Genomic DNA, 20,322 nt, shown 5'->3' on the forward strand with positions numbered 1-20,322 from the left:
GATCGCATGCTCGCTACGCATCACCTCGCCCTGATCAACGTCTTCACGGGCGACATCCAGGGCGGGCTCGGCCCGTTCCTCGGCACCTGGCTCGCCGAGGCCGCCTCCTGGAGTCCCGCGCGAGTGGGCTTCGTCACCACCCTGGTGGGCATCGGCTCCCTCCTCCTCAGCGGGCCCTTCGGCGCCCTGGTCGACCGCCTCGGCCGGCCCCGGCTGCTGATCGCCCTGGCCTGCGGGGCGATCCTGTGCGGAACCCTGCTGCTGCTGCCGGCCCGGGGCGTGATCCCGGTCTTCGCCGCGCAGATGATGGCCGCCGCGGGCGGCACGCTGCTGCTGCCCGCGGTCACCGCGCTCACCCTCGGCATCGTCGGCAAGGACCGCTTCCCCCGGCAGCAGGGCCGCAACCAGGCCTTCAACCATCTCGGCATCCTGCTCGCGGCCGGCGGCATCGGCCTCGGCACCGGCTGGTTCGGCCCGGCCATCGCCTTCTGGGTGCTCGGCGGCATGGCGGTCCTGGCCATCGTCGCCACCGTCACCACGCCGGGACACTGCTACAGCGAGCGCCGGGCCGTGGGCTGGCAGGAGGATTCCGACGACAAGCCGGAGCGCGCCGGCCTGCGCAGCATCGTCGGCGACCGCCGGCTCCTCGTGCTGGCCGTGGCCCTGGCCCTGTTCAACCTCGGCAACGGCGGCATGCTCTCGCTGCTGGGCCAGAAGCTGGTGGCCACCGCCGTCGACGCGACGAGCTGGACCGCGCGCTACGTCATGGTGGCGCAGCTGGTGATGATCCCGGTGGCGCTGTTCGCCGGCTCGCTGGCCGACCGGCGCGGCCGGCGCCAGCTCCTCATCGCCGCCTGCGCGGTGCTGCCGGTGCGCGCCGCGCTCTCGGCCTTCATCGACGATCCCCTCTGGCTGATCTCGGCCGAGATCCTCGACGGCGTCGCCTCCGGCATCATCGGCGTCGCGGTGCCGGTGGTGGTGGCCGACCTGACCTGGGGCTCCGGCCGCACCCAGACGGCTTTGGGCTCCCTCAACGCCATCCAGGGCATCGGCGGCGCGCTCTCGGCCTGGTACGGCGGCCTCGCCCAGGCGATGCTCGGCTGGACCGGCGCCTTCCTGGCGCTGGGTGCCCCAGCGCTCCTCGCCCTCGCCCTCGTCCTCTGGCTCGACACCACCAGTGAGGGCCGCGGCGGGCGCAAGCGCAAGGCCCCGCCGGAGCCGTCCCGGGAGCGCGCGACCGGACCCGGCCGGTCCCGGCGCGAGACGCGGCCGGAAACGGCCTGAGGGCCGATCGACGCCCCGCGGAACAGCGGGCGGCCGCCCCGGTTTGGCGAGAGAGCCTCACCGACCGGAGCCCCCGACGATGGACGAACGACCCGACGGACGGACCCTGCGGGTCACCGAACCGCGCGCCGTGCCCTGGCTCAGCATCGTGTTCGGCTACGGCCCCATGCTGCCCTTCGCGGTCGGTGCGCTCGTCGCCTGGGGCTGGCGCGGCGCCCCTCTCGGACAGGCCGCGGCCGCGCTGACCGTCCTGTGGGGCTGCGCCATCCTGCTGTTCCTCTCCGGCGTGCGCCGGGGCGTCAGCTTCCGCACCGAGGGCGGGGCGACCATCGTCCAGATCGCCACCATGATCGGGCTCTTCGGCCTCGGCTTCGCCGCCCTGGTGCTGGCAACCCTCGACCGGGCCGTACCGGCCCTGGTCCTGCTCCTCCTCGGCTTCAGCGCGATCGCCGTCCTCGATCCGATCGCGGCCCGGCGCGGGGAGGCGCCGCTGTTCTTCGCCCGTCTGCGCCCGGTGCAGATCCCGATCGCCATCCTGAGCCTCGCGGCGCTGCTCGCCCTGGCGCTCTGAGGCCCGGCGCGCCTGTTGGCCCGGAGCGCTTGCTCCCGGCGCGCTTGCCGCCCCCGGCCACCCGCGATAGAGCCCCCGGGACCCCGAACAGCCCCGACGGACGCGAAGATCACCATGGCCAAGGCCGATTCAACGAAGGCCGACACCCTGAAGCCGCGCCTGCCGCGCGGTTTTGTCGACCGGCGCGCGGACGAGATCGCCGCCCAGCACCGCATGCTGGAGACGATCCGGCAGAGCTTCGAGCTCTACGGCTTCGAGGCGCTGGAGACCCCCTTCGTCGAATACACCGAGGCGCTGGGCAAATTCCTGCCCGATCTCGACCGGCCGAACGAAGGCGTGTTCTCGTTCCAGGACGACGACGAATCCTGGCTCTCGCTGCGCTACGACCTGACCGCGCCGCTCGCCCGGCACGTGGCCGAGCACTTCGACGGGATCCCCAAGCCCTACCGGAGCTTCCGCGCGGGCTACGTCTTCCGCAACGAGAAGCCGGGGCCGGGCCGCTTCCGCCAGTTCATGCAGTTCGACGCCGACATCGTGGGCGCCGGCTCGGTGGCGGCCGATGCCGAGATCTGCATGCTGATGGCCGACACCCTGGAGAAGCTCGGGCTGACCGGGCAGTACGTGGTGAAGGTCAACAACCGGAAGGTGCTCGACGGCCTGATGGAGTCGATCGGGCTCAGCGGTCCCGACAAGGCCGGCCAGCGCCTGACCGTGCTGCGCGCCATCGACAAGCTCGACCGCCTCGGCGATGCGGGCGTGCGCGAGCTGCTCGGCACCGGCCGCAAGGACGAGAGCGGCGACTTCACCAAGGGCGCCGGCCTGGCGGAGGAGGCGATCGGGCGCGTCCTGGCCTTCACGGGCTGGACCGGGACCGGATCGGCCCCCGCCGACAACGCCACCACCCTGGCCAATTTCGAGACGTCGCTCGCGGGCAGCGCCGTCGGCCTGGAGGGCGTGCGCGAGCTCGCCGAGATGGCCGCCCTGTTCGCGGCGGCCGGCTACGATGCGCGCATCCGCATCGATCCCTCGGTGGTGCGCGGGCTCGAATACTACACCGGCCCGGTCTACGAGGCGGAGCTGACCTTCCCGGTCACCAACGAGGAGGGCCAGACCGTGCGCTTCGGCGCGGTGTCGGGGGGCGGGCGCTACGACGGCCTGGTCGGGCGCTTCCGCACCGAGCCCGTGCCGGCCACCGGCTTCTCGATCGGCGTCTCGCGCCTGTTCTCCGCCCTGCAGCTCGTGAAGAGCCCGCTCCTGGAGGGCATCGCCAAGCCCGGGCCCGTGGTGGTGCTGGTGCTCGACCGGGACAACATCGCCGATTACCAGCGGCTGGTCTCGAGCCTGCGCGAGGCCGGCATCCGGGCCGAGCTCTATCTCGGCGGTTCGGGCATGAAGGCACAGATGAAGTATGCCGACCGGCGCGGATCCCCCTGCGCCATCATCCAGGGCTCGAACGAGCGCGAGGCCGGCGAGGTCCAGATCAAGGACCTGATCGAGGGCGCCAAGGCGGCCGCCGCCATCACCAGCAACGCCGCGTGGAAGGCCGCGCGCCCAGCCCAGTTCTCGGTGCCGACGGCCGAGATGGTCGAGCGGGTGCGCGAGGTCCTGGGACGCCACTTCTGACGTCCCAGGCGCGATTCAGGGCCGTGGAGGCGGGCTCCACGGCCGGCGCGGGATCAGGCGACCGAGATGTCGACCTGGATGTTGCCGCGGGTGGCGTGCGAGTAGGGGCACACCACGTCGGCGCGCTTCACGAGATCCTCGGCCACCGCCCGGTCGAGGCCCGGCAGGGTCGCCTTGAGGGCGACCACGAGGCCGAAGCCGGTACCGTCGTCGCGGGGGCCGATGCCGACGCTCGACTCGATCTTCGAATCCTCCGACACCTGGATCTTGTCCTTGCCGGCGACGAACTTGATCGCACCGAGGAAGCAGGCGGCGTAGCCGGCCGCGAAGAGCTGCTCCGGATTGGTGCCGGCGCCACCGCCGCCGCCGAGTTCCTTCGGAGTCGACAGCTTGACGTCCACCTTGGAATCGTCGGTCGCGGCGGAGCCCTCGCGGCCACCGGTGGCATGAGCATGGGCGGTGTAGAGTGCCTTCATGTCGGTCTCTCCTGCTGGTCGAACGAACGGATCGGGCGCCATGGCCCGGCCCAGGACCGGATCATATCGATTGCGCGCAATCTAGTTCTTCACTCGCACAGAACTTGATTGTGCGCAATATGAAATCTGCATAAGATCGCGGCCGAAGCCCGCTGTCGGGCGTACGCGCATCGTGAAGGATAGCTCGATATGTCGGGACGGCGGACCCGCACGCCCCAGGATCCGGTGGCGGCGTCGAACTCCTCCGACGCCCTGAGCCTGGACAGCCAGCTCTGCTTTGCCGTCTACGCCGCGGCGCACGCCTTCGGACGGACGTACCGCGCGCTCCTCGCCGCCCACGACCTGACCTACCCGCAATACCTCGTGCTCCTGGTCCTGTGGGAGGAGGAGGGGCTGGCGGTCAAGGAGATCGGCCAGCGCCTGTTCCTGGATTCCGGGACCCTGACGCCCCTGCTCAAGCGCCTCGAGGCGGCCGGCCATGTCAGGCGTGCCCGGGACCGGGCCGACGAGCGTCAGGTCAGCATCTTCCTGACCGAGAAGAGCCGGGCGCTGAAGGGCCAGATGGAATGCGTGCCCGACGAGGTCGGCGGCCTCACCGGCCTAGATCTCGACGGACGCCGGGCGCTCCTCGACATCCTGATGAACCTGCGCGGCGCGCTGCACGCGGGCACGGGCGAGGCCGGTCCGGAATCGCCCGACGCGGGGCGGACCACGAAAAAAGCCGTCCCCGCGCGGGCGGGAACGGCGTCCTGACCGAGTTGGTGTCGGCCCGTCGGAGGACGGGCCGACCTGGGGTCCCGATGGAACGCGGGACCTGACGGGACTCAGGACTTGGTCTTGAGGTAGGCGATGATGTCGTCGACCTTCTTGGGATCCTTGACGCCCGGGAACACCATCTTGGTGCCCGGGATCTTCTTCTTGGGATCCGTCAGCCACTCGTGCAGGTTGGCCTCGTCCCAGGTGATGCCGGAATTCTTCATGGCCGCCGAGAAGGCGTAGCCGTCGGCTCCTTCGCCGGCCTTCGCGCCGACGACACCCTTCAGGGTCGGGCCGACGCCGTTCTTCTCGAAGTTGTGACAGGCCTTGCAGGGCGCGAACGCCTTCTCGCCGGCGGCGGCATCGCCCTCGGCATGGGCGGACAGGGGCAGCAGCAGGGCGAGGGCGGCGCCGAACAGGACGTGACGCATCGTGTGTTTCCTCCTTGGAAGCGGTCTAGGCCGCTAGCTTATGGCAGAGCTTACCCGTTTAGAACAGATTGAGACAGGAACGTGCGAGGCGCGCCGGGATGCGCTGCGGCCAAAGGAAGCTTCGGCGGACCCGATCGGTTCCGCCGCCACGAACTCGCCGCCACGAACCGGATGCACCGCGCCGCGGTTTGTCCTAGGGTTCCCATCAAGGCGTCGCCCCGTTCGCCAGTCTCTCCCCGCCGATCACGCATAGGCGGTCGCGGCTGAGCGGATGCTGAAGGCGTCGCGCCGCCCGGAGGACACGCCCATGTCGATCGCCTTTCCCGTGCCCGATGCCGCCATCGTCGCCCGCCGCGACGCCATCATCGCGGGCCTCGCCCCCCTGGTCGCGCCGGAGGCCCTGGTGATCACCGAGGACGAGCGCCGTGCCTTCGAGACGGACGGGCTCACCGCCTATCGCAGGATGCCCCTCGCCGTGGTGCTGCCCTCCACCACCGCCGAGGTCTCGGCCGTGATGGCCTATTGCCACGCCAACGGCGTGCGCGTGGTGCCGCGGGGCGCCGGCACCTCGCTGGCGGGCGGCGCGATCGCGCAGGAGGACGCGGTGATTCTCGGGGTCGCCAAGATGAACCGCATCCTGCAGGTCGATTACGAGAACCGCACCGCGCGGGTCGAGGCCGGCATCACCAACCTCGCCATCTCGGGCGCGGTCAGCCACGAGGGCTTCTTCTACGCGCCCGACCCGTCGAGCCAGCTCGCCTGCACCATCGCGGGCAACATCGCGATGAATTCCGGCGGCGCGCATTGCCTCAAATACGGGGTGACCACCAACAATCTCCTGGGCGTCACCCTGGTGCTGAACGACGGCACCGTGGTGGAGATCGGGGGCGAGCACCTCGACGCGCCCGGCTACGACCTCCTCGGCCTCGTCTGCGGCTCCGAGGGACAGCTCGGCATCGTCACCGAGGCCACCGTGCGCATCCTGCGGGCGGCGGAGGGCGCGCGTCCGGCCCTCGTGGGCTTCGGCTCGGTGGAGGATGCGGGCGCCTGCACGGCGGCGATCATCGGCGCCGGCATCATCCCGGTGGCGATCGAGTACATGGACCGCGAGGCGATCCTGATCACCGAGGACTTCGCCCAGGCCGGCTACCCGCGCGACGCCGAGGCCATGCTGATCATCGAGGTCGAAGGGTCGGACGCCGAGTGCACGGCGATGCTCGCCCGCATCGAGGCCATCGCCCGCGACTTCAACCCGACGAGCATCCGGGTCTCGAAATCGGAAGCCGAGAGCGCCGCGATCTGGAAGGGCCGCAAGTCCGCCTTCGGCGCCACCGGCCGGATCTCGGACTACATCTGCATGGACGGCACCATCCCCACCGGCCAGCTCCCCGGGGTGCTGGAGCGCATCGGCGCGATCTGCGCCGAGAAGGGCCTGCGCGTCGCCAACGTGTTCCATGCCGGCGACGGCAACCTGCACCCGCTGATCCTGTTCGACATCAACAAGCCCGGCGAGATGGAGAAGGCCGAGGCGGCCGGCGACGAGATCCTCAAGCTCTGCGTCGAGGTCGGCGGCTGCCTCACGGGCGAGCACGGCGTCGGCATCGAGAAGCGCGAACTCATGCGCTTCCAGTACGCCCAGGCCGATCTCGAGCAGCAGATGCGCGTGAAGAACGTCTTCGACCCGAACTGGCTGATGAACCCCGCCAAGGTGTTCCCTCTGGAGGGGCGCCTGGTCGCGTGAGCCCTCGGGATTCCGGGCCTCGGGATCCTGGGCCTCAGGCCTCCGCGCCGAAGGCCTCACAGCGGAACGCACCGTAATCGGTGCGGGCCAGGCGCTCGGCCAGCGCCGGCAGGAACAGCATCGCCTCCTCGCCGAGGCGCCAGGGCGGGTTGATGACCACGAGGCCGGTGCCGTTGAGGCGCGTCGGGTCGGGCTCGGAGACCATCAGGTCGAGGCGCAGGGCCGGGCGGGCGAGGTCCCGGTCGAGCTGGGCCACCATGTGGTCGACCTTGGCGACGTCCTTGATCGGGTACCAGCCGAGATAGATTCCCGTCGGCCACTTGCGCACCGCCCGGGCCAAGGCCGCCCCGAGGCGGTCGATCTCGCCGAGTTCCTCGTAGGGCGGGTCGATCAGCACGAGGCCGCGGCGCTCCGGCGGCGGGATCATCGCGTTGAGCGCCGTCCAGCCGTCGAGATGCATCACCTTCGAGAGGGAATCCTGGTTGAAGCGCGCCCGCAGGGTCTCGGCATCGGCCGGGTGCAACTCCACGAACACACCCTGGTCGCTGGGGCGCAGGAACTCGCGGATGATCGCGGGCGAGCCCGGATAGGTCTCGGGCCCGTGCCGCTCCTGCACCGCCGCCACCGCCGCCCGGTAGGGGGCGAGCAGGGCCTCGACCGCTTCGGGAAACGGCGTCGCGAGGCGGCCCCAGCCCTCGTGGCACTCGCCGGTGCGCCCGGCCTCGTCGGCGGTGAGGTCGTAGAATCCGAGGCCCGCATGCGTGTCGATCGCCCGGAACCCCGTGGGCTTCAGGCAGAGATGGGCCAGCACGCGGCTGAGCACGAGGTGCTTCAGGACATCGGCGAAATTGCCGGCGTGGAAGGCGTGGCGGTAATTCATGGCGTCCGGGCCTGTCTCACCGCGGACCCCGGCGATCGGGCCCGGGATCGGAGCGCGGCATCATCTACCGCGCGGCGTCGATGGCAACTTCGCCGGTGCGGCAGTTCTGGCGCGCCACTTCGGGGCAGGGGGTGAAGCCGCGCAGGTCCTTGGCGAAGCAGATCCGCACCTCCTGGAGCTGGCCGGCCCGGCAGGTCACCGACATCATGTCGGGGCGCAGGCCCCGGTTGGCCGCCACGAACTGCCGGGCCACCTCGATCGGCGCCATCCGGGTGTCGCGCTCCAGTCCCTTGAAGGCATCCGGGATGGTCACCGCCGCGCGGGCGTCCCGGGCCGCCTGGAAGTACGCGACCGGGTCGAGGCCGGAGCAGGTGCCATGGCTGCGCCACTCGTGCCGGGCCAGTCCCTCGCTCGGATAGACCTGGCCCGCCACCTCGATCGCCTGCCGGGTCGGCGCGCGCACGACGGAGGAGCAGTTCGAAGGGTAGCCGCGGTTGTATTGCGGCCAGAGCCCGTGCACGACGAAGCCGAGGCCGCGCCCCGGCCGACACTGGCCCTCCGCCTCGCGCCGGGCGCCGGGGCCGTCGCAGTAGGTCGGCGACCAGGACAGGGCCAGGACGTAGAAGTCGAACGATCCCGGCGTGCCGCCGGGCTCGAAGCCCTGAGCCAGGGCGCCCGGCGCCGTCAGCGCGAGGACGAGACCCGCACCGGCGAGGCGCCGCGAGCGCCGGGAGGCGCGGCTCACGGACGGGCTTCGCGGCAGGCCGAGGAATAGGCGTAGGCGAGGTTGCGGTCGAGGCCGTGGACGCAGAACTCGATACCCCAATCGGCCCCGATGATCCCGAGCCCGTCGCGCACCGAATAGTCCACCTTGCGGCGGATGCCGTCCGAGGTGGTGGCCACGGCGCTGCAGAAGCGGCGCGGCACGTAGTCGAGGCCCCAGGGGCGCCAAGCCGTGCGCTCGATATGCTCGTAGCGCAGGATGGTGAGGGAGGAGTTCCAGAACTTCGCCTCCTTCTCGGCGAAGTGCGTCGAAAGCCGCTCCAGCACCTCGGGGGCCTGGCAGCCCGGGATGTTGGCGTCGTAGTTGAACTCGCGCTCCTCGGCGGGCGTGATCTCCTCGCGGCCGGAGCGGGCGAGCGCCGGCTGGAGGGCGCCCGCCAGGACGAGGCCGAGGGCGAAGGCGGTGGAGAGAGGATTCGGGCGCATGCCGGCGTCTTTGTTCCGCTGGAGTCCGTGAAGCGTGCCGGAACGATGGCGCCTCGGACCGCCCTGTCAAGCATGGGACCGGGGGCGGCGTCGCTTTCCGGGCTCCCTGGGGTGCGCCGGGCACACCCCGGATGCGGGATTCGGCGCGGCCTCAGTAGATCGGTTCGTCGAGACCGGGCGCGGTGAGCGAGAGCGGTTCGGCGGCGAAGTCCTCCGGGGGCAGGGCGGCCGCGACCCGAGGCGCCGGGGATCGGGCGACGGGCGCGCGCGGGGCGGCGGCATAGGCCACCGGCGGCGCGGACCGGCCAACGGGAGCCGGTCCGTGCGCGAGCTGCGCGGCGGGCGGCCGGGCGGGCTGGCGCGCCGACATCGGGGTGACGCCGTAGGGATCGTCCTCCTCGACGTCGATCGGGGCCTGCGGCGGGGCGGGCAGGCGCTCGGGCGGACGCGGGCGGGCCGTGGCGCGCGGCACGCCGTCGGCACCGAGCTGCGGCGTGAACTTGATCAGCGGCTGGCAGATGCGGCGCAGGCCGCGCGGGTCGTGGCGGGCGAGGTCGACGTGGATGTGGTCGTAATGGAACACGTTCGAGCCCGGCGCCAGCACGGTGGAGAACCGGGCGCAGGCCCCGAGGAAGACTTCGCGCAGGAAGCCCTGCTCGGCCTCGGTGCCGCGCCAGCCGCCCTTCACGGTGATGACGTAGCCGTCGGCGAGCTTGAACGACATGATGTCGAGGGCGTTGCCGAAGGAATGCTCGGAGAGCTTGGCGCCGGCCTGGTTGTTGCGGCCCCGGCAGGCATAGGTGCCGGCGTTGATCTCGGCCACGGGCTGGCCGAAATACAGGTTCGCGGCCGGCTGGATCGTGTCGGCGAGCCAGGCCTCGGCCTCGGTCAGCGCCGGGCAGGCCAGGGTCACCCGCTGTTTCAGGGCGACGGTGCCCTTGCCGAGGCGCGTGACGCGGTAGGGCTGCAGCATGCCGCAGACGCCCGGTCCGCTGATCTCCTTGACGGGAGTGACGAACTCCGTCGTCTCGACGAGACGCTTGGCGTTGCAGGCCTGCTCGGTCTGGTCACGCCAGGGCTCGCGCTGCTCAAACTTGTTGAGTGCACAGCCGGTGAGGCCCGCGCCGAACAGCGTCAGGGCCGAGAACGCGAATACGCTACGCCACATGATGCGGACGATGCGCCGGGTTCCGTAAACGTTGCGTCAACGATGCGGTGCGGGCGGCGTCCCTGTGGACGGGTGTTGACAGGAGGCGGCCGAGGCCGGACCAAGCCCCATGCTCTCCCTCGTCGATCTCCGCACCCGCATCGCCGCCGGCACCCTCGACCCCGCCGGCGCCATCCGCCTCGCCGAGGCCGCCATCGCCGCCCGCGACCCCGGCATCGGGGCGATCGTCAGCCGAAATCCCGCTCCGGTCGTCGCCGGCTCGGGGCCGCTGGCGGGCATCGCGGTCGGGGTCAAGGACATCATCGACACCGCCGACCTGCCGACCCAGATGGGATCGCCGATCTATGCCGGCTGGCAGCCGAGGGCGGATGCCGCCATCGTGGCGCGCCTGCGGACGCTCGGCGCCCTGCCCCTGGTCAAGACCACGACCTCGCCCTTCGCCAGCCACGACCCGACCGCGACCGTGAACCCGCGCGATTCGGGCCATACCCCCGGCGGCTCCTCGGCGGGCTCGGCCGCGGCCGTCGCCGCCGGCATGGTGCCCCTGGCGCTCGGCACCCAGACCGGCGGCTCGGTGATCCGCCCGGCGGCCTTCTGCGGGGTGGCGGCGATCAAGCCGTCCTTCCGCCTGCTGCCGACGGTCGGCGTGAAGACCTTCTCCTGGGCGCTCGACACCGTCGGCCTGTTCGGGGCCGGCATCCGCGACATCGCCCAGGGCCTGAGCCTGATCGCCGACCGGCCCGGCCTCGATCTCGACGCGCCGCCCCAGGCGCCACGCCTCGGCCTCTGCCTCCAGGGTTTCGCGGACGCCCCCGATGCGGACGCCCTCGCCGCCCTGCAGCGGGCCGCCCGCGCGGCCGAGGCCGCCGGCGCGCGGATCATCGATCTCGTCCTGCCGGCGCCGCTGCCGGAGGCCTGGGTCCAGCACCCCGTCATCCAGGATTACGAGGCGCGCCAGGCGCTGGCCTGGGAATACGCCCATCACCGGGCGCAGCTCAGCCCGGAGCTCGGCGAGCAGCTCGACGCCGCCCAGGGCCTCGTCGCCGCCCAGTACGATGCGGCGCGCCGCGCCGCCCATAGGGCCCGGCGCGTGTTGAAGGACCTGTTCGGGGATTTCGACGCGATCCTGACCCTGTCGGCCCCGGGCCGGGCACCGGCCGGCCTCGGCACCACGGGCGATGCGCGCTTCAACCGCCTCTGGACCCTGATGGGCGTGCCCTGCGTCACCGTCCCGGTTCCTGGCGACGGCCTGCCGCTGGGCGTGCAGGTCGTCGCCCGCTTCGGCGACGACGGCCGGGCCCTCGCCGTCGCGCGGATGATCGAGCAGGCGCTGGCGGCTCAGCATCGGGCGCCTTGAGCCGACACTGCCCTAAGTCTATCGCCCCCTCGTTCCCGCCCGTGCCACCGAGGGTCGCCCCGATGCATTCCTGGAAGCAGGCCGTGGCCCGGGCCTTCGACGGGGCCGAGGGCTATGACGGCGCGGCTGCGATCCAGGCCGAGGTCGCGCAGCGTCTCGCGCAGCGCATCGGGGCCGAGCCCCTGGCGCCGGCGCCGCGCATCCTCGAGATCGGCTGCGGCACCGGCCTGCTGACCGCAGAATTGCGCCGGCGCCTGCCGGACGGCCGCCTCGTCGCCTCGGACATCGCTCCCGCCATGGTCCGGCGCTGCCGCGCCCGCTTCGCGCGCGCGCCGGACCTCGCCGTCGTCGTCATGGATGCCGAGCGGCCCGCCCTCACGCCCGGCTTCGACCTCATCGCGTCGAGCCTCGCGGCGCAATGGTTCGAGGACCTGCCCGGAACACTCGCGCGCCTCGCCGCATTGCTAGCGCCCAGCGGCCTGCTGGCGGTGGCGACCCTGGGCGCGGGCACCTTCGCCGAGTGGCGGGCGGCGCATGCGGCGCTCGGCCTCGAAGCGGCGACGCCCCTCTATCCGACCCGGCACGCCCTCGCCGCGCTGCCGTTTCCCGGCTGCACGCTCGCCGTCTCGGTCGACCCCCTGGTCGAGGCCCATGCCGATGGCCGCGCCTTCCTCGGCGCCCTGCGGAGGATCGGCGCCGGGACGCCGGGCCAGTCGGGAACGCTCTCGCCCGGCGCGATGCGGCGGGTGCTGCGGGGCTTCGAGGAGACGGGCGCGCGGGTCACCTACGAGGTCGTGACCCTGTTCATCCGACGCGACCGACAGGGTTAAGGGTTTTCACGTGCAACAGCGTCTCGGGCCATGGGCCTGGGGGCGCCGCCCGTGCCTCGGCGCAGCAGGAACACGCCCTGCGCGCCCATCAGGTTCCAGACCCACCAGGGCATCGCGAACCGCATCGGCCGGCCGCTGGCGTCGAGGGCGGTGGCCTTCTCGATCTCCGCGTTCACCGTCCGGCACAGCCCGACGAAGTCGCGGATCGTGCAATGGTGGATGTTCTGGGTCTCGTACCATTCCTCGGGCATCAGGGCCGTGACCGGCATGCGCCCGCGCAGGGCGAGCTCCGAGCGCACGCGCCAGTGGCCGAAATTCGGGAACGAGATGATGACCTGCCGGCCGATGCGCAGCAGGTGCTCCAGCACGATGCGCGGGTTGCGCGTCGCCTGGATGGTCTGGGACAGGACGACCACGTCGAAGGCATCGTCGGGATAATTCGCCAGATCGGTGTCGGCGTCGCCCTGGATCACCGGCAGGCCGCGGGCGAGGCAGGCGTTCACGCCTTCCCGCGACAGCTCGATGCCGCGTCCGTCGACGCCGCGCCGGTCCCGCAGCAGGGCGAGCAGGGCGCCGTCGCCGCAGCCGATGTCGAGGACCCGGGCATTGGCCGGCACGAGGTCGAGCACCACGAGGTGATCGACGCGGGTGTTGCCGGCCTCGCCCCGCGGCAGGGTCTCCGCCGCCTCCCAGGGCCGGTGGGCGGACATCTGCGATCCCGTCACAGGCCGCGGTCCCGGGCGGCGGCGTCGATATAGCCGCGCGCGGCGGCGAACATCGCCGGCTCGTCGAGGAGGAAGGCGTCGTGGCCCTTGTCGCTCTCGACCTCCACGAAGGCGACCGGGGCCGAGGCCGCGTTCAGGGCATGGACGATGGCGCGGGATTCCGAGGTCGGGAACAGCCAGTCGGAGGTGAACGACATCACGCAGAATCGGGTCCTGGTGCCCTTGAAGGCGTTGGCCAGAACCCCGCCCTGGTCGGCGGCGAGGTCGAAGTAATCCATCGCCCGGGTGAGGTAGAGATAGGCGTTGGCGTCGAAGCGCTCGACGAAGCTGAGGCCCTGGTGGCGCAGGTAGCTCTCGATCTGAAAGTCGGCGTTGAACGAGAAGGTCGGCGCGGAGCCGCCCTGGAAGCGGCGCCCGAACTTCCGGTGCAGGGCCGGCTCCGACAGGTAGGTGATGTGCGCGCCCATGCGGGCGACGCCGAGGCCCTTGGCCGGCCGGGTACCGGCCTCAAGGTAGCGCCCCTCCGCCCAGGCCGGATCGGCCATGATCGCCTGCCGGCCGACCTCGTGGAAGGCGATGTTCTGCGCCGAGTGGCGCGGGCCGGTGGCGATCGGCATCGCGGCGAAGACCCGCTCGGGGTAGCTCGCCGCCCATTGCAGCACCTGCATGCCGCCCATGGAGCCGCCGATGCAGAGGAACAGGTCGCGGATGCCGAGCCGGTCGAGGAGCATGGCCTGGGCCCGGACCATGTCGCGGATGGTCACCAGAGGGAAGTCGAGCCCGTAGGCGCGGCCCGTGGAGGGGTCGATCGAGGCCGGGCCGGTGGAGCCCATGCACGAGCCGACGACGTTCGAGCAGACGACGAAGTAGCGGTCGGTGTCGACGGGCTTGCCCGGTCCCACCAGGGTCTCCCACCAGCCGCGCTTGCCCGTCACCGGATGGGTGTGGGCGAAGTGCTGGTCGCCGGTGAGCGCGTGGCAGATCAGGACGGCGTTGGAGCGGTCCGCGTTGAGGGTGCCCGCCGTCTGGTAGGCGATCTGGAACGGCGCGAGCTGCACGCCGGCATCCATCGCCAGGGGCTCGTCCAGGCCGAACTGCGCCACGAGGCCCTTCGGCTCGCGGGCCTGCGACAGCTCGGCGCCCGGCGCGTCGGCGCGCGCCGATTCGTCTTCGGGCGTGCCTGGCTTGAGGGCGGTATCCAGCGACATGGTCATGAAACGGGTTGGAGGAGACGGCGCATCGGTCGGGGCGGGACGGAAGGGACGGCTCGCCGCGCCGTCCGGAGATCGGACCATGCGTCGTGAGGCGTTGAGGTAGTGTGCGCTCCCTCACGCGTCAACGAAAGGGCGCCGGAGTCACGCGCGGCGCGGAGTTTCAGAACCGCGCGGTCGATCCGCTTCGGGGCAAACGGCTCTGGCCCTCCGGCGCGCGCGATCGTAGACCGGGCGGCGGCGCCCGGGAGGCGAGACCCCGGCGCCGGCTCTCCCGACCGTTCCCACCGCAGCCTCGCGAGCCCCCGATGCGCTTCACGACGAGACCCGCGCCGCCCCTCGACAACCTCGGCGACCTGCGCGCCGAGATCGACCGGATCGACGCCGAGATGCACGCGCTGCTGATCCAGCGCGGGTCGATCATCGACCGGCTGATCGCGGTCAAGCGCACCTCGGCCAGCGGGTCAGCCTTCCGGCCCGGACGCGAGGCCTCGATGATGCGGCGCGTGGCCGAGCGCCATCGCGGGCTGCTGCCCCTCGACACCGTGGAGGGCATCTGGCGGGTCATCATCGCCACCTTCACCTACGTGCAGGCGCCGTTCTCGGTGCATGCCGACATCTCGGGCGGGGATGCGCCGATGCGCGATTCCGCCCGCTTCCACTTCGGCTTCACGGTGCCCTACCGGCCCCACCCCACCTGCCTCGCGGTGATCGCGGCGGTGGCCGCCTCCCGCGGCGACCTCGGCATCTTCCGCCTCGATCCCGACGGCTCGGGCGCCGCCACCGACGCGGCGCCCTGGTGGGAGGGGCTCGTCGGCGAGGGACGCCCCAAGGTCATCGCGCGCCTGCCCTTCATCGAGCGGCCCACCCATCCGGCCGGCACCCCGGTCCTCGTGGTCTCGAACCCGCTGGACGACCCGGCCGCGGCCCAGCGCGACTGGGTCCTGCACGCCACCCGCGTGGCCGCCTGGGAGCCGGAGGCCATGCGCGCCCTGCAGGACCTCTACGGCGAGGTCGTCGCCCGCGCGGCCGGACCGGACGGGCACGGCCTGCTCCTCGCCGTCCCCGGTGGCGTCAGTGCCCGCCAGCTGCACGAGGCGCTGACCCGCGCCGGCGCCGCGCCTCGGACCCTCGACGAGATTGGCAGCCACGCCGCCCGCTTCCGGGTCTGAGGCGAGGGAAGCCGAGCCGAGAGGGCCTGAGCAAGAGGGCCTGAGCAAGAGGGCCTGGGCGACGAGGCCCGCTCGCAAAGCCGGGCGAGCTTTGTTAGACGGGCGCTTCGCCGATCCAGCGGCGGCCGCCAGGTCTTCCCCATGTCCTCTGCCACCCTCGCCCCCTCACGCCCGGTGCCCCGCCCCGGCGTCCTCGCCATCGAGGCCTACGTGCCCGGCAAGAGCGGCGCGCCCGGCCATGCCAAGGTGCACAAGCTCTCCTCGAACGAGACGCCGCTGGGCCCGAGCCCGAAGGCGGTGGCGGCGATGCGGGCGGAAGCGGCCAAGCTCGAGCTCTACCCGGAGGGGACCTCGCGGGTGCTGCGCGAGGCGATCGCCACCCGCTACGGCCTTGACCCGGACCGGATCGTCTGCGGCGCCGGCTCGGACGAGCTCCTGTCCTTCCTGGCCTATGCGTATCTCGGCGCCGGCGACGAGGGGATCTTCACCGAGCACGGCTTCCTGGTCTACCGGATCGCGATCCTGGCCGCCGGCGGCACCCCCGTGGTGGTGGCCGAGCGCGATCTGCGCGCCGACGTCGACGCGCTGCTGGCCGCCGTCACGCCCCGCACGAAGATCGTCTACCTCGCCAACCCCAACAACCCGACCGGCACCTACCTGCCCTTCGACGAGGTCCGGCGCCTGCAGGCGGGCCTGCCGCCCCACGTCCTCCTCGTCCTCGACGGAGCCTATGCCGAGTACGTGCGGGCGAACGACTACAGCGCCGGCCTCGACCTCGTGCTGGAGGCCGGCAACGTGGTGATGACCCGGACCTTCTCGAAGATCCACGGGCTGGCCGCGCTCCGGATCGGCTGGATGGTCGGCCCCGCCGAGGTGGTCGACGCGATCAACCGCATCCGCGGTCCCTTCAACCTGTCGGGAGCGGGCATCGCCGCGGGCGCGGCCGCCATCGCGGACGACGCTCACGTGGCCGCGGCGGTCGCCCACAACGACCACTGGCTCGCCGCGATGACGCGGGCGGTGCAGGGGCTCGGCCTCACCGTGACGCCGAGCGTCGCGAACTTCATCCTCGTGCACTTCCCCGACGCGCCAGGCCGAACGGCCGCCGAGGCCGACGCGTTCCTCTCGGCTCGGGGGGTCATCACCCGGCGGGTCTCGTCCTACGGCCTGCCCCAGGCCCTGCGGGTCACCATCGGCGGCGAGGCGGCGAACACCGCCTTCCTCCAGGCCCTGACCGCCTTCGTGCAGGGCGAGACCCGTGCCTGAGATCGACACCCTCGCCCTCGACACCCTCGCCATCGTCGGCCTCGGGCTGATCGGCTCGTCGATCGCCCGCGGCGCCCGGCAGTTCGGCCTCGCCCGCCGCATCGTCGCCATCGACCGCGACGCCGCGGTGCTGGAGCGGGTGCGGGCGCTCGGCCTCGCCGACGCGGCCACGGACGACCTCGCCGCCGGCGTGGCCGGGGCCGACCTCGTCATCCTGTGCGTGCCGGTCGGCGCCGTGGGTGCGGTGGCGGAAATCATGGGTCCGGCCCTGAAGCCGGGGGCCATCGTGTCCGATGTCGGCTCGGTCAAGGCCTCGGTGGTCGCCGCCGTCGCGCCGCACCTGCCCGCCGGCGTGCATTTCGTGCCGGCGCATCCCGTGGCCGGCACCGAGTATTCCGGGCCGGATGCCGGGTTCTCGACCCTGTTCTCCGGACGCTGGTGCATCCTCACCCCCGCCGAGGACACCGACCCGGCGGCGACCGCCCGGGTCCAGGCCTTCTGGGAGGGCCTGCGCGCCATCGTGGAGACGATGACGCCGGAGCATCACGACCTCGTCTTGGCGATCACCAGCCACGTGCCGCACCTCATCGCCTACAACATCGTCGGCACCGCCGCCGACCTGGAGGCCGTGACCCAGTCCGAGGTGATCAAGTTCTCCGCCGGCGGCTTTCGCGATTTCACCCGCATCGCCGCCTCCGACCCGACCATGTGGCGGGACGTGTTCCTGACCAACAAGGACGCGGTGCTGGAGATGCTGGGACGCTTCAACGAGGACCTCGCGGCGCTCGCCCGGGCGATCCGCTGGGGTGACGGCGAGGCCCTGCACGACCTCTTCACCCGCACCCGCGCCATCCGCCGCGGCATCGTCGCCATGGGGCAGGAGACGGCCGAGGCCGATTTCGGGCGCGGCCGCCCGAGCGACCCGGCGGCCTGACGCCGCGCCGCTGCTCAGTAGAGCGGCGGCAGCTGCACGTTGGGGATCGGGAACGGCCCGAGCATCAGGCGGCCCTCGGCAAGCCGCAGGGGCGGCAGGGGCTTGAGGGCATCGTCGGCCGGGGCCGCGACGCCGGCCTCGGTCTGGGCTTGGCTGCGGCGGCCGAGGAGCTGGCCGACGAGGCTGCCGATCAGCGCCCCCTTCTCCGCGCCGAAGCGCTGGCCCATGACCTGACCGACCAGGGCCTCGACGCCGGCCGCCCACAGGTCGAGCTGACCCTGGAGCCGGTGCGCCGCATCGAGGTCGAGGCGGCCCTTGGCCTGGATCCGGCGCTCGCCCTTGGCCAGGGACAGGAGCGCGATGTCGAGCCCGCCGCCGGCCTGGCGCCAATCCTCGAGTTCCCTGGCCACGGTGCCGGTGCCGAGGACGGTGGCGCGGCTCACGGTGGCATCGAGGGCGAGGTCGGCCGGGTCGGCGTTGCCCAAAGCCGCATCGACCAGGGGCAGGCGGATCCGGTTCACCCGGAGGCTGGTGTCGATGGCCCCCTCCGACGCGAAGCGGCCGGGGGTCGGGCGGGCATGAAGCTCGAGGTGCTGGGTATCGAAGTCGATGGGCTCGGGACCGGCGCCGTGCACGACGCCCTTGGCGCCATTGGCCACCACGGAGGCCCGCACGAAGCCGTCGGAGGCGCCGTGAAAGCTGCCCTCCAGGGAGGTCCAGGTCGCATCCGCCGTCAGGTCGCCCTGCTCGACGTGGAACGGTCCGCCGACCTCGAGGATGCCCTGGCGCGGCTGGTAGACCTGGGTCACCGCCGTCACGGGTCCGAGGGTGAAGCGGCTGTCGGAGCGGCTGAAGGCCAGGGAGGCGCAGCGCAGCTCGATCCGGAACGGATAACCGGTGATGCTGCGGTCGGCGCAGGTCCAGGTCCGGCCCGCGGCCACTTCCTGGGCGAGCCAGCCATCCATCTCGGAAGCGGCCCGGTGGCGGATGTAGAACCAGCCGAGCGACCAGGCGATCACGAGGATGGCGAGGAGGATGTAGGGGAGGAACAGCCCCTTGCGCGAGGGGGAACGGGTCGGAGTCGGGCTCTGCGCCATCGCGTCTTCTGTATCCTGCGCTCGCGTCACGGACCTGCAGCCGTCGTCGGGGCGGCCCGGATGCAAGGCTTGGCAGGGTCTCGGCGGCGAAAGCATGGCGGGCGCCGCCCTCACGCCGCAAAACGCAGGCGCCGCGGCCCGTCGGGGCGCGATGCCGCGATCAGTTCGCGGCGTCGGCGTTCTGCGCGCTGCCGAGATCGGCCACGATGGCCTCGCGCTCGGCCTCGTCCTCGGCGAGCCGGTGGACATGCATCTCGGTCGCGCCCTTGTGCCGCGCACGGGCGATCCAGTTGCGGTGCAGGCGCTCGCGCGGGCTCTGCCCGGCGGAGGCCACCGAGACCAGCTCGCCGACGCCCGCCGCGTCGCGACGCACGGCCATCACCACGGCCTCGCCCATGTCGTCGAGCTCGGGCTCGGCCAGCTCATGGATGCCGACGACGTAGCGGCGGCCGGACCGGCCGCGCCAGGCGCTGAGCACCAGGGCGGGGGTCCCGCGCAGGCCGGCCGTCGTCCTCAGACGTTCCTCGCGCACTTCCTGTCTCCGTGCTCGATCGTCCTTCAGGTCGCGGAGTGCGGCCGACCAGGACAGGGCTCTCTTGTTCGCCATTTGTTCCACATTAATCTTAACGTTTCGTTGGCGTCAAGGACGACGCCCCGGCTTCCAATCAGATGGGGACGACGGGAGTTATCCACAAGTCATGCACAGGGTCGAACCGCGTCCGGCGGCCCCCTCAGGCGACGGGCGATCCGTTCCGCTCGGCCTTGGTCCGGGACGCCGGAGCGGCATCGGGGACGGCGTGCCCCGCCGCCGCGAGCTCGTTCCGGCCGGCGGCCAGCAGCGCGTCCGAGGCGGTCTCGATCCGCCCCTGGACCACCTCGAGGAAGCGGGTCCGGTCCAGGCCCGGCGGGATCGGCGCCAGGAACTCGATCACCGAGGTGCCGGGCCGGCGCACGAGGCTGCGGCGGGGCCAGTGCAGGCCCGTGTTGAGGGCGACCGGCAGGCAGGGCACGCCGAGGGCCGCGTACAGGTGGGTGATGCCGAGCTTGTAGGCGGGGGACGCACCGGGCGGGCGGCGAGTGCCCTCGGGGAAGATGATGAGCTGGCGCCCGTCCCGGATGGCCTGGGCCGCGGCCTCGTTCATGGCGGCCATCGCCCGGGCGCCCTTGCTGCGGTCGATGGCGACCATGCCGGAGCGCGAGAGGAACCACCCGATCAGCGGGATCCAGAGCAGCTCGCGCTTGAGGATGTAGGCGAAGTCGGGAAAGGCCGTGACGAGGGCCAGGGTCTCCAGGGCCGACTGGTGCTTGGCCGCCACCAGGAGGGGACCGGGCGGGATGTTCTCCACGCCCCGGAACTCCACCGTGATGCCGCCCACCACCCGCAGGAGCCACAGGGTCACGCGCCCCCAGGCCTGTGCCAGCCGGATCACGCCCCGCCGGGAGACGAGGGTCGGCAATCCGCCGATCGCGATCAGGGTGGTCGCGGCATAGAAAGCGAGATTGAACGCGAGCGAACGGACGAGGAGCATCGGGAACCTGGATGAGACAGCCCGGAACAGGGCGCGGCCCAGCTCCCGTGTAGCGTGCGATC

At 72.1% G+C, this 20,322-nt stretch carries 21 protein-coding genes; 10 read left to right on the forward strand and 11 right to left on the reverse strand.

Features of this window, described 5'->3' with window-relative positions; all coding sequences use genetic code 11:
* Positions 1-6 precede the first annotated feature (6 nt).
* The 3 genes from ASF49_RS11285 to hisS all read left to right on the forward strand — a co-directional run bounded on the left by ASF49_RS11285 (position 7) and on the right by hisS (position 3,478).
* Positions 7-1,284: an MFS transporter gene (locus tag ASF49_RS11285; RefSeq protein WP_056472307.1), complete on the forward strand. Its 1,278-nt coding sequence runs from the start codon at positions 7-9 to the stop codon at positions 1,282-1,284.
* A gap of 79 nt (positions 1,285-1,363) precedes the next feature.
* Positions 1,364-1,855 carry a DUF3429 domain-containing protein gene (locus ASF49_RS11290; protein ID WP_056472309.1) on the forward strand — a complete coding sequence of 164 codons (492 nt, stop codon included), beginning with the start codon at positions 1,364-1,366 and terminating at the stop codon, positions 1,853-1,855.
* 114 nt (positions 1,856-1,969) lie between these two features.
* Positions 1,970-3,478 carry a histidine--tRNA ligase gene (hisS, locus tag ASF49_RS11295; protein WP_056472312.1) on the forward strand — a complete coding sequence of 503 codons (1,509 nt, stop codon included), beginning with the start codon at positions 1,970-1,972 and terminating at the stop codon, positions 3,476-3,478.
* Between the two features lie 53 nt (positions 3,479-3,531).
* On the opposite strand, the gene ASF49_RS11300 is transcribed toward hisS, so the two are convergent.
* Positions 3,532-3,954 carry an organic hydroperoxide resistance protein gene (locus ASF49_RS11300; RefSeq protein WP_056472317.1) on the reverse strand — a complete coding sequence of 141 codons (423 nt, stop codon included), beginning with the start codon at positions 3,952-3,954 and terminating at the stop codon, positions 3,532-3,534.
* A 189-nt stretch (positions 3,955-4,143) separates the two neighbouring features.
* Here ASF49_RS11300 and ASF49_RS11305 point away from each other — a divergent pair, with 189 nt between their 5' ends.
* Positions 4,144-4,707: a MarR family winged helix-turn-helix transcriptional regulator gene (locus ASF49_RS11305; protein ID WP_156652959.1), complete on the forward strand. Its 564-nt coding sequence runs from the start codon at positions 4,144-4,146 to the stop codon at positions 4,705-4,707.
* A gap of 71 nt (positions 4,708-4,778) precedes the next feature.
* Here the strand turns inward: ASF49_RS11305 and ASF49_RS11310 are convergent, their stop codons facing one another.
* Complete coding sequence (locus tag ASF49_RS11310) at positions 4,779-5,141, reverse strand: c-type cytochrome (RefSeq protein ID WP_056472331.1); 363 nt, start codon at positions 5,139-5,141, stop codon at positions 4,779-4,781.
* Between the two features lie 307 nt (positions 5,142-5,448).
* On the opposite strand from ASF49_RS11310, the gene ASF49_RS11315 reads away from it, so the two are divergent.
* A complete protein-coding gene (locus ASF49_RS11315) occupies positions 5,449-6,882 on the forward strand; it encodes an FAD-linked oxidase C-terminal domain-containing protein (protein ID WP_056472761.1) in 1,434 nt (477 codons plus the stop codon).
* A gap of 34 nt (positions 6,883-6,916) precedes the next feature.
* Here ASF49_RS11315 and ASF49_RS11320 read toward each other — a convergent pair whose 3' ends face one another.
* The 4 genes from ASF49_RS11320 to ASF49_RS11335 all read right to left on the reverse strand — a co-directional run bounded on the left by ASF49_RS11320 (position 6,917) and on the right by ASF49_RS11335 (position 10,139).
* Positions 6,917-7,762, reverse strand: a complete 846-nt coding sequence (locus tag ASF49_RS11320; RefSeq protein ID WP_056472336.1) for a 23S rRNA (adenine(2030)-N(6))-methyltransferase RlmJ — start codon at positions 7,760-7,762, stop codon at positions 6,917-6,919.
* Between the two features lie 64 nt (positions 7,763-7,826).
* A complete protein-coding gene (locus ASF49_RS11325) occupies positions 7,827-8,507 on the reverse strand; it encodes a ribonuclease T2 family protein (protein ID WP_156652960.1) in 681 nt (226 codons plus the stop codon).
* Positions 8,504-8,971 carry a hypothetical protein gene (locus ASF49_RS11330; RefSeq protein ID WP_056472339.1) on the reverse strand — a complete coding sequence of 156 codons (468 nt, stop codon included), beginning with the start codon at positions 8,969-8,971 and terminating at the stop codon, positions 8,504-8,506. The genes ASF49_RS11325 and ASF49_RS11330 overlap by 4 nt, the downstream gene beginning before the upstream one ends.
* Before the next feature lie 151 nt (positions 8,972-9,122).
* Positions 9,123-10,139: an extensin-like domain-containing protein gene (locus ASF49_RS11335; RefSeq protein WP_056472342.1), complete on the reverse strand. Its 1,017-nt coding sequence runs from the start codon at positions 10,137-10,139 to the stop codon at positions 9,123-9,125.
* Positions 10,140-10,248: 109 nt separating this feature from the next.
* On the opposite strand from ASF49_RS11335, the gene ASF49_RS11340 reads away from it, so the two are divergent.
* Both ASF49_RS11340 and ASF49_RS11345 read left to right on the forward strand, forming a co-directional pair.
* Positions 10,249-11,496 carry an amidase gene (locus ASF49_RS11340; protein WP_056472346.1) on the forward strand — a complete coding sequence of 416 codons (1,248 nt, stop codon included), beginning with the start codon at positions 10,249-10,251 and terminating at the stop codon, positions 11,494-11,496.
* 62 nt (positions 11,497-11,558) lie between these two features.
* Positions 11,559-12,326, forward strand: coding sequence for a methyltransferase domain-containing protein (locus ASF49_RS11345; RefSeq protein WP_056472350.1), 768 nt, complete (start codon positions 11,559-11,561; stop codon positions 12,324-12,326).
* Here the strand turns inward: ASF49_RS11345 and metW are convergent.
* Together metW and metX are read right to left on the reverse strand one after the other, a co-directional pair.
* Positions 12,323-13,036 (reverse strand): methionine biosynthesis protein MetW, encoded by a 714-nt coding sequence (metW, locus tag ASF49_RS11350; protein ID WP_056472354.1) that lies wholly within the window; start codon positions 13,034-13,036, stop codon positions 12,323-12,325. The genes ASF49_RS11345 and metW overlap by 4 nt on opposite strands.
* 11 nt (positions 13,037-13,047) lie before the next feature.
* Entirely contained in the window at positions 13,048-14,253 is a 1,206-nt protein-coding gene (gene metX, locus ASF49_RS11355) for a homoserine O-acetyltransferase MetX (RefSeq protein ID WP_431739896.1), read from the reverse strand.
* Positions 14,254-14,570: 317 nt separating this feature from the next.
* Here metX and ASF49_RS11360 point away from each other — a divergent pair, with 317 nt between their 5' ends.
* The 3 genes from ASF49_RS11360 (at position 14,571) to ASF49_RS11370 (ending at position 17,634) form a co-directional block, all read left to right on the forward strand.
* Complete coding sequence (locus tag ASF49_RS11360; RefSeq protein WP_056472361.1) at positions 14,571-15,434, forward strand: chorismate mutase; 864 nt, start codon at positions 14,571-14,573, stop codon at positions 15,432-15,434.
* A 141-nt stretch (positions 15,435-15,575) separates the two neighbouring features.
* Positions 15,576-16,700: a pyridoxal phosphate-dependent aminotransferase gene (locus tag ASF49_RS11365; RefSeq protein ID WP_056472364.1), complete on the forward strand. Its 1,125-nt coding sequence runs from the start codon at positions 15,576-15,578 to the stop codon at positions 16,698-16,700.
* Between the two features lies 1 nt (position 16,701).
* Positions 16,702-17,634 (forward strand): prephenate/arogenate dehydrogenase family protein, encoded by a 933-nt coding sequence (locus ASF49_RS11370; RefSeq protein ID WP_056472769.1) that lies wholly within the window; start codon positions 16,702-16,704, stop codon positions 17,632-17,634.
* Positions 17,635-17,648: 14 nt separating this feature from the next.
* Here the strand turns inward: ASF49_RS11370 and ASF49_RS11375 are convergent, their stop codons facing one another.
* From ASF49_RS11375 to ASF49_RS11385, 3 genes are all read right to left on the reverse strand, one after another.
* Positions 17,649-18,731, reverse strand: a complete 1,083-nt coding sequence (locus ASF49_RS11375; RefSeq protein WP_056472367.1) for a DUF2125 domain-containing protein — start codon at positions 18,729-18,731, stop codon at positions 17,649-17,651.
* A gap of 160 nt (positions 18,732-18,891) precedes the next feature.
* Positions 18,892-19,263: a hypothetical protein gene (locus tag ASF49_RS11380; RefSeq protein ID WP_335338461.1), complete on the reverse strand. Its 372-nt coding sequence runs from the start codon at positions 19,261-19,263 to the stop codon at positions 18,892-18,894.
* Between the two features lie 199 nt (positions 19,264-19,462).
* Positions 19,463-20,260 (reverse strand): lysophospholipid acyltransferase family protein, encoded by a 798-nt coding sequence (locus ASF49_RS11385; protein WP_056472376.1) that lies wholly within the window; start codon positions 20,258-20,260, stop codon positions 19,463-19,465.
* Positions 20,261-20,322 lie beyond the last annotated feature (62 nt).

Origin of the sequence: Methylobacterium sp. Leaf104, from assembly GCF_001422885.1 — a bacterium.
Classification (GTDB): Bacteria; Pseudomonadota; Alphaproteobacteria; order Rhizobiales; family Beijerinckiaceae; genus Methylobacterium.

Bases quoted from the DNA above. Each gene is read 5' to 3' on its own strand.
- ASF49_RS11285 (WP_056472307.1), top strand. From the start codon at position 7: ATGCTCGCTACGCATCACCTCGCCCTGATCAACGTCTTCACGGGCGAC.
- ASF49_RS11290 (WP_056472309.1), top strand. From the start codon at position 1,364: ATGGACGAACGACCCGACGGACGGACCCTGCGGGTCACCGAACCGCGC.
- hisS (WP_056472312.1), top strand. From the start codon at position 1,970: ATGGCCAAGGCCGATTCAACGAAGGCCGACACCCTGAAGCCGCGCCTG.
- ASF49_RS11300 (WP_056472317.1), bottom strand. From the start codon at position 3,954: ATGAAGGCACTCTACACCGCCCATGCTCATGCCACCGGTGGCCGCGAG.
- ASF49_RS11305 (WP_156652959.1), top strand. From the start codon at position 4,144: ATGTCGGGACGGCGGACCCGCACGCCCCAGGATCCGGTGGCGGCGTCG.
- ASF49_RS11310 (WP_056472331.1), bottom strand. From the start codon at position 5,141: ATGCGTCACGTCCTGTTCGGCGCCGCCCTCGCCCTGCTGCTGCCCCTG.
- ASF49_RS11315 (WP_056472761.1), top strand. From the start codon at position 5,449: ATGTCGATCGCCTTTCCCGTGCCCGATGCCGCCATCGTCGCCCGCCGC.
- ASF49_RS11320 (WP_056472336.1), bottom strand. From the start codon at position 7,762: ATGAATTACCGCCACGCCTTCCACGCCGGCAATTTCGCCGATGTCCTG.
- ASF49_RS11330 (WP_056472339.1), bottom strand. From the start codon at position 8,971: ATGCGCCCGAATCCTCTCTCCACCGCCTTCGCCCTCGGCCTCGTCCTG.
- ASF49_RS11335 (WP_056472342.1), bottom strand. From the start codon at position 10,139: ATGTGGCGTAGCGTATTCGCGTTCTCGGCCCTGACGCTGTTCGGCGCG.
- ASF49_RS11340 (WP_056472346.1), top strand. From the start codon at position 10,249: ATGCTCTCCCTCGTCGATCTCCGCACCCGCATCGCCGCCGGCACCCTC.
- ASF49_RS11345 (WP_056472350.1), top strand. From the start codon at position 11,559: ATGCATTCCTGGAAGCAGGCCGTGGCCCGGGCCTTCGACGGGGCCGAG.
- metW (WP_056472354.1), bottom strand. From the start codon at position 13,036: ATGTCCGCCCACCGGCCCTGGGAGGCGGCGGAGACCCTGCCGCGGGGC.
- ASF49_RS11360 (WP_056472361.1), top strand. From the start codon at position 14,571: ATGCGCTTCACGACGAGACCCGCGCCGCCCCTCGACAACCTCGGCGAC.
- ASF49_RS11365 (WP_056472364.1), top strand. From the start codon at position 15,576: ATGTCCTCTGCCACCCTCGCCCCCTCACGCCCGGTGCCCCGCCCCGGC.
- ASF49_RS11375 (WP_056472367.1), bottom strand. From the start codon at position 18,731: ATGGCGCAGAGCCCGACTCCGACCCGTTCCCCCTCGCGCAAGGGGCTG.
- ASF49_RS11385 (WP_056472376.1), bottom strand. From the start codon at position 20,260: ATGCTCCTCGTCCGTTCGCTCGCGTTCAATCTCGCTTTCTATGCCGCG.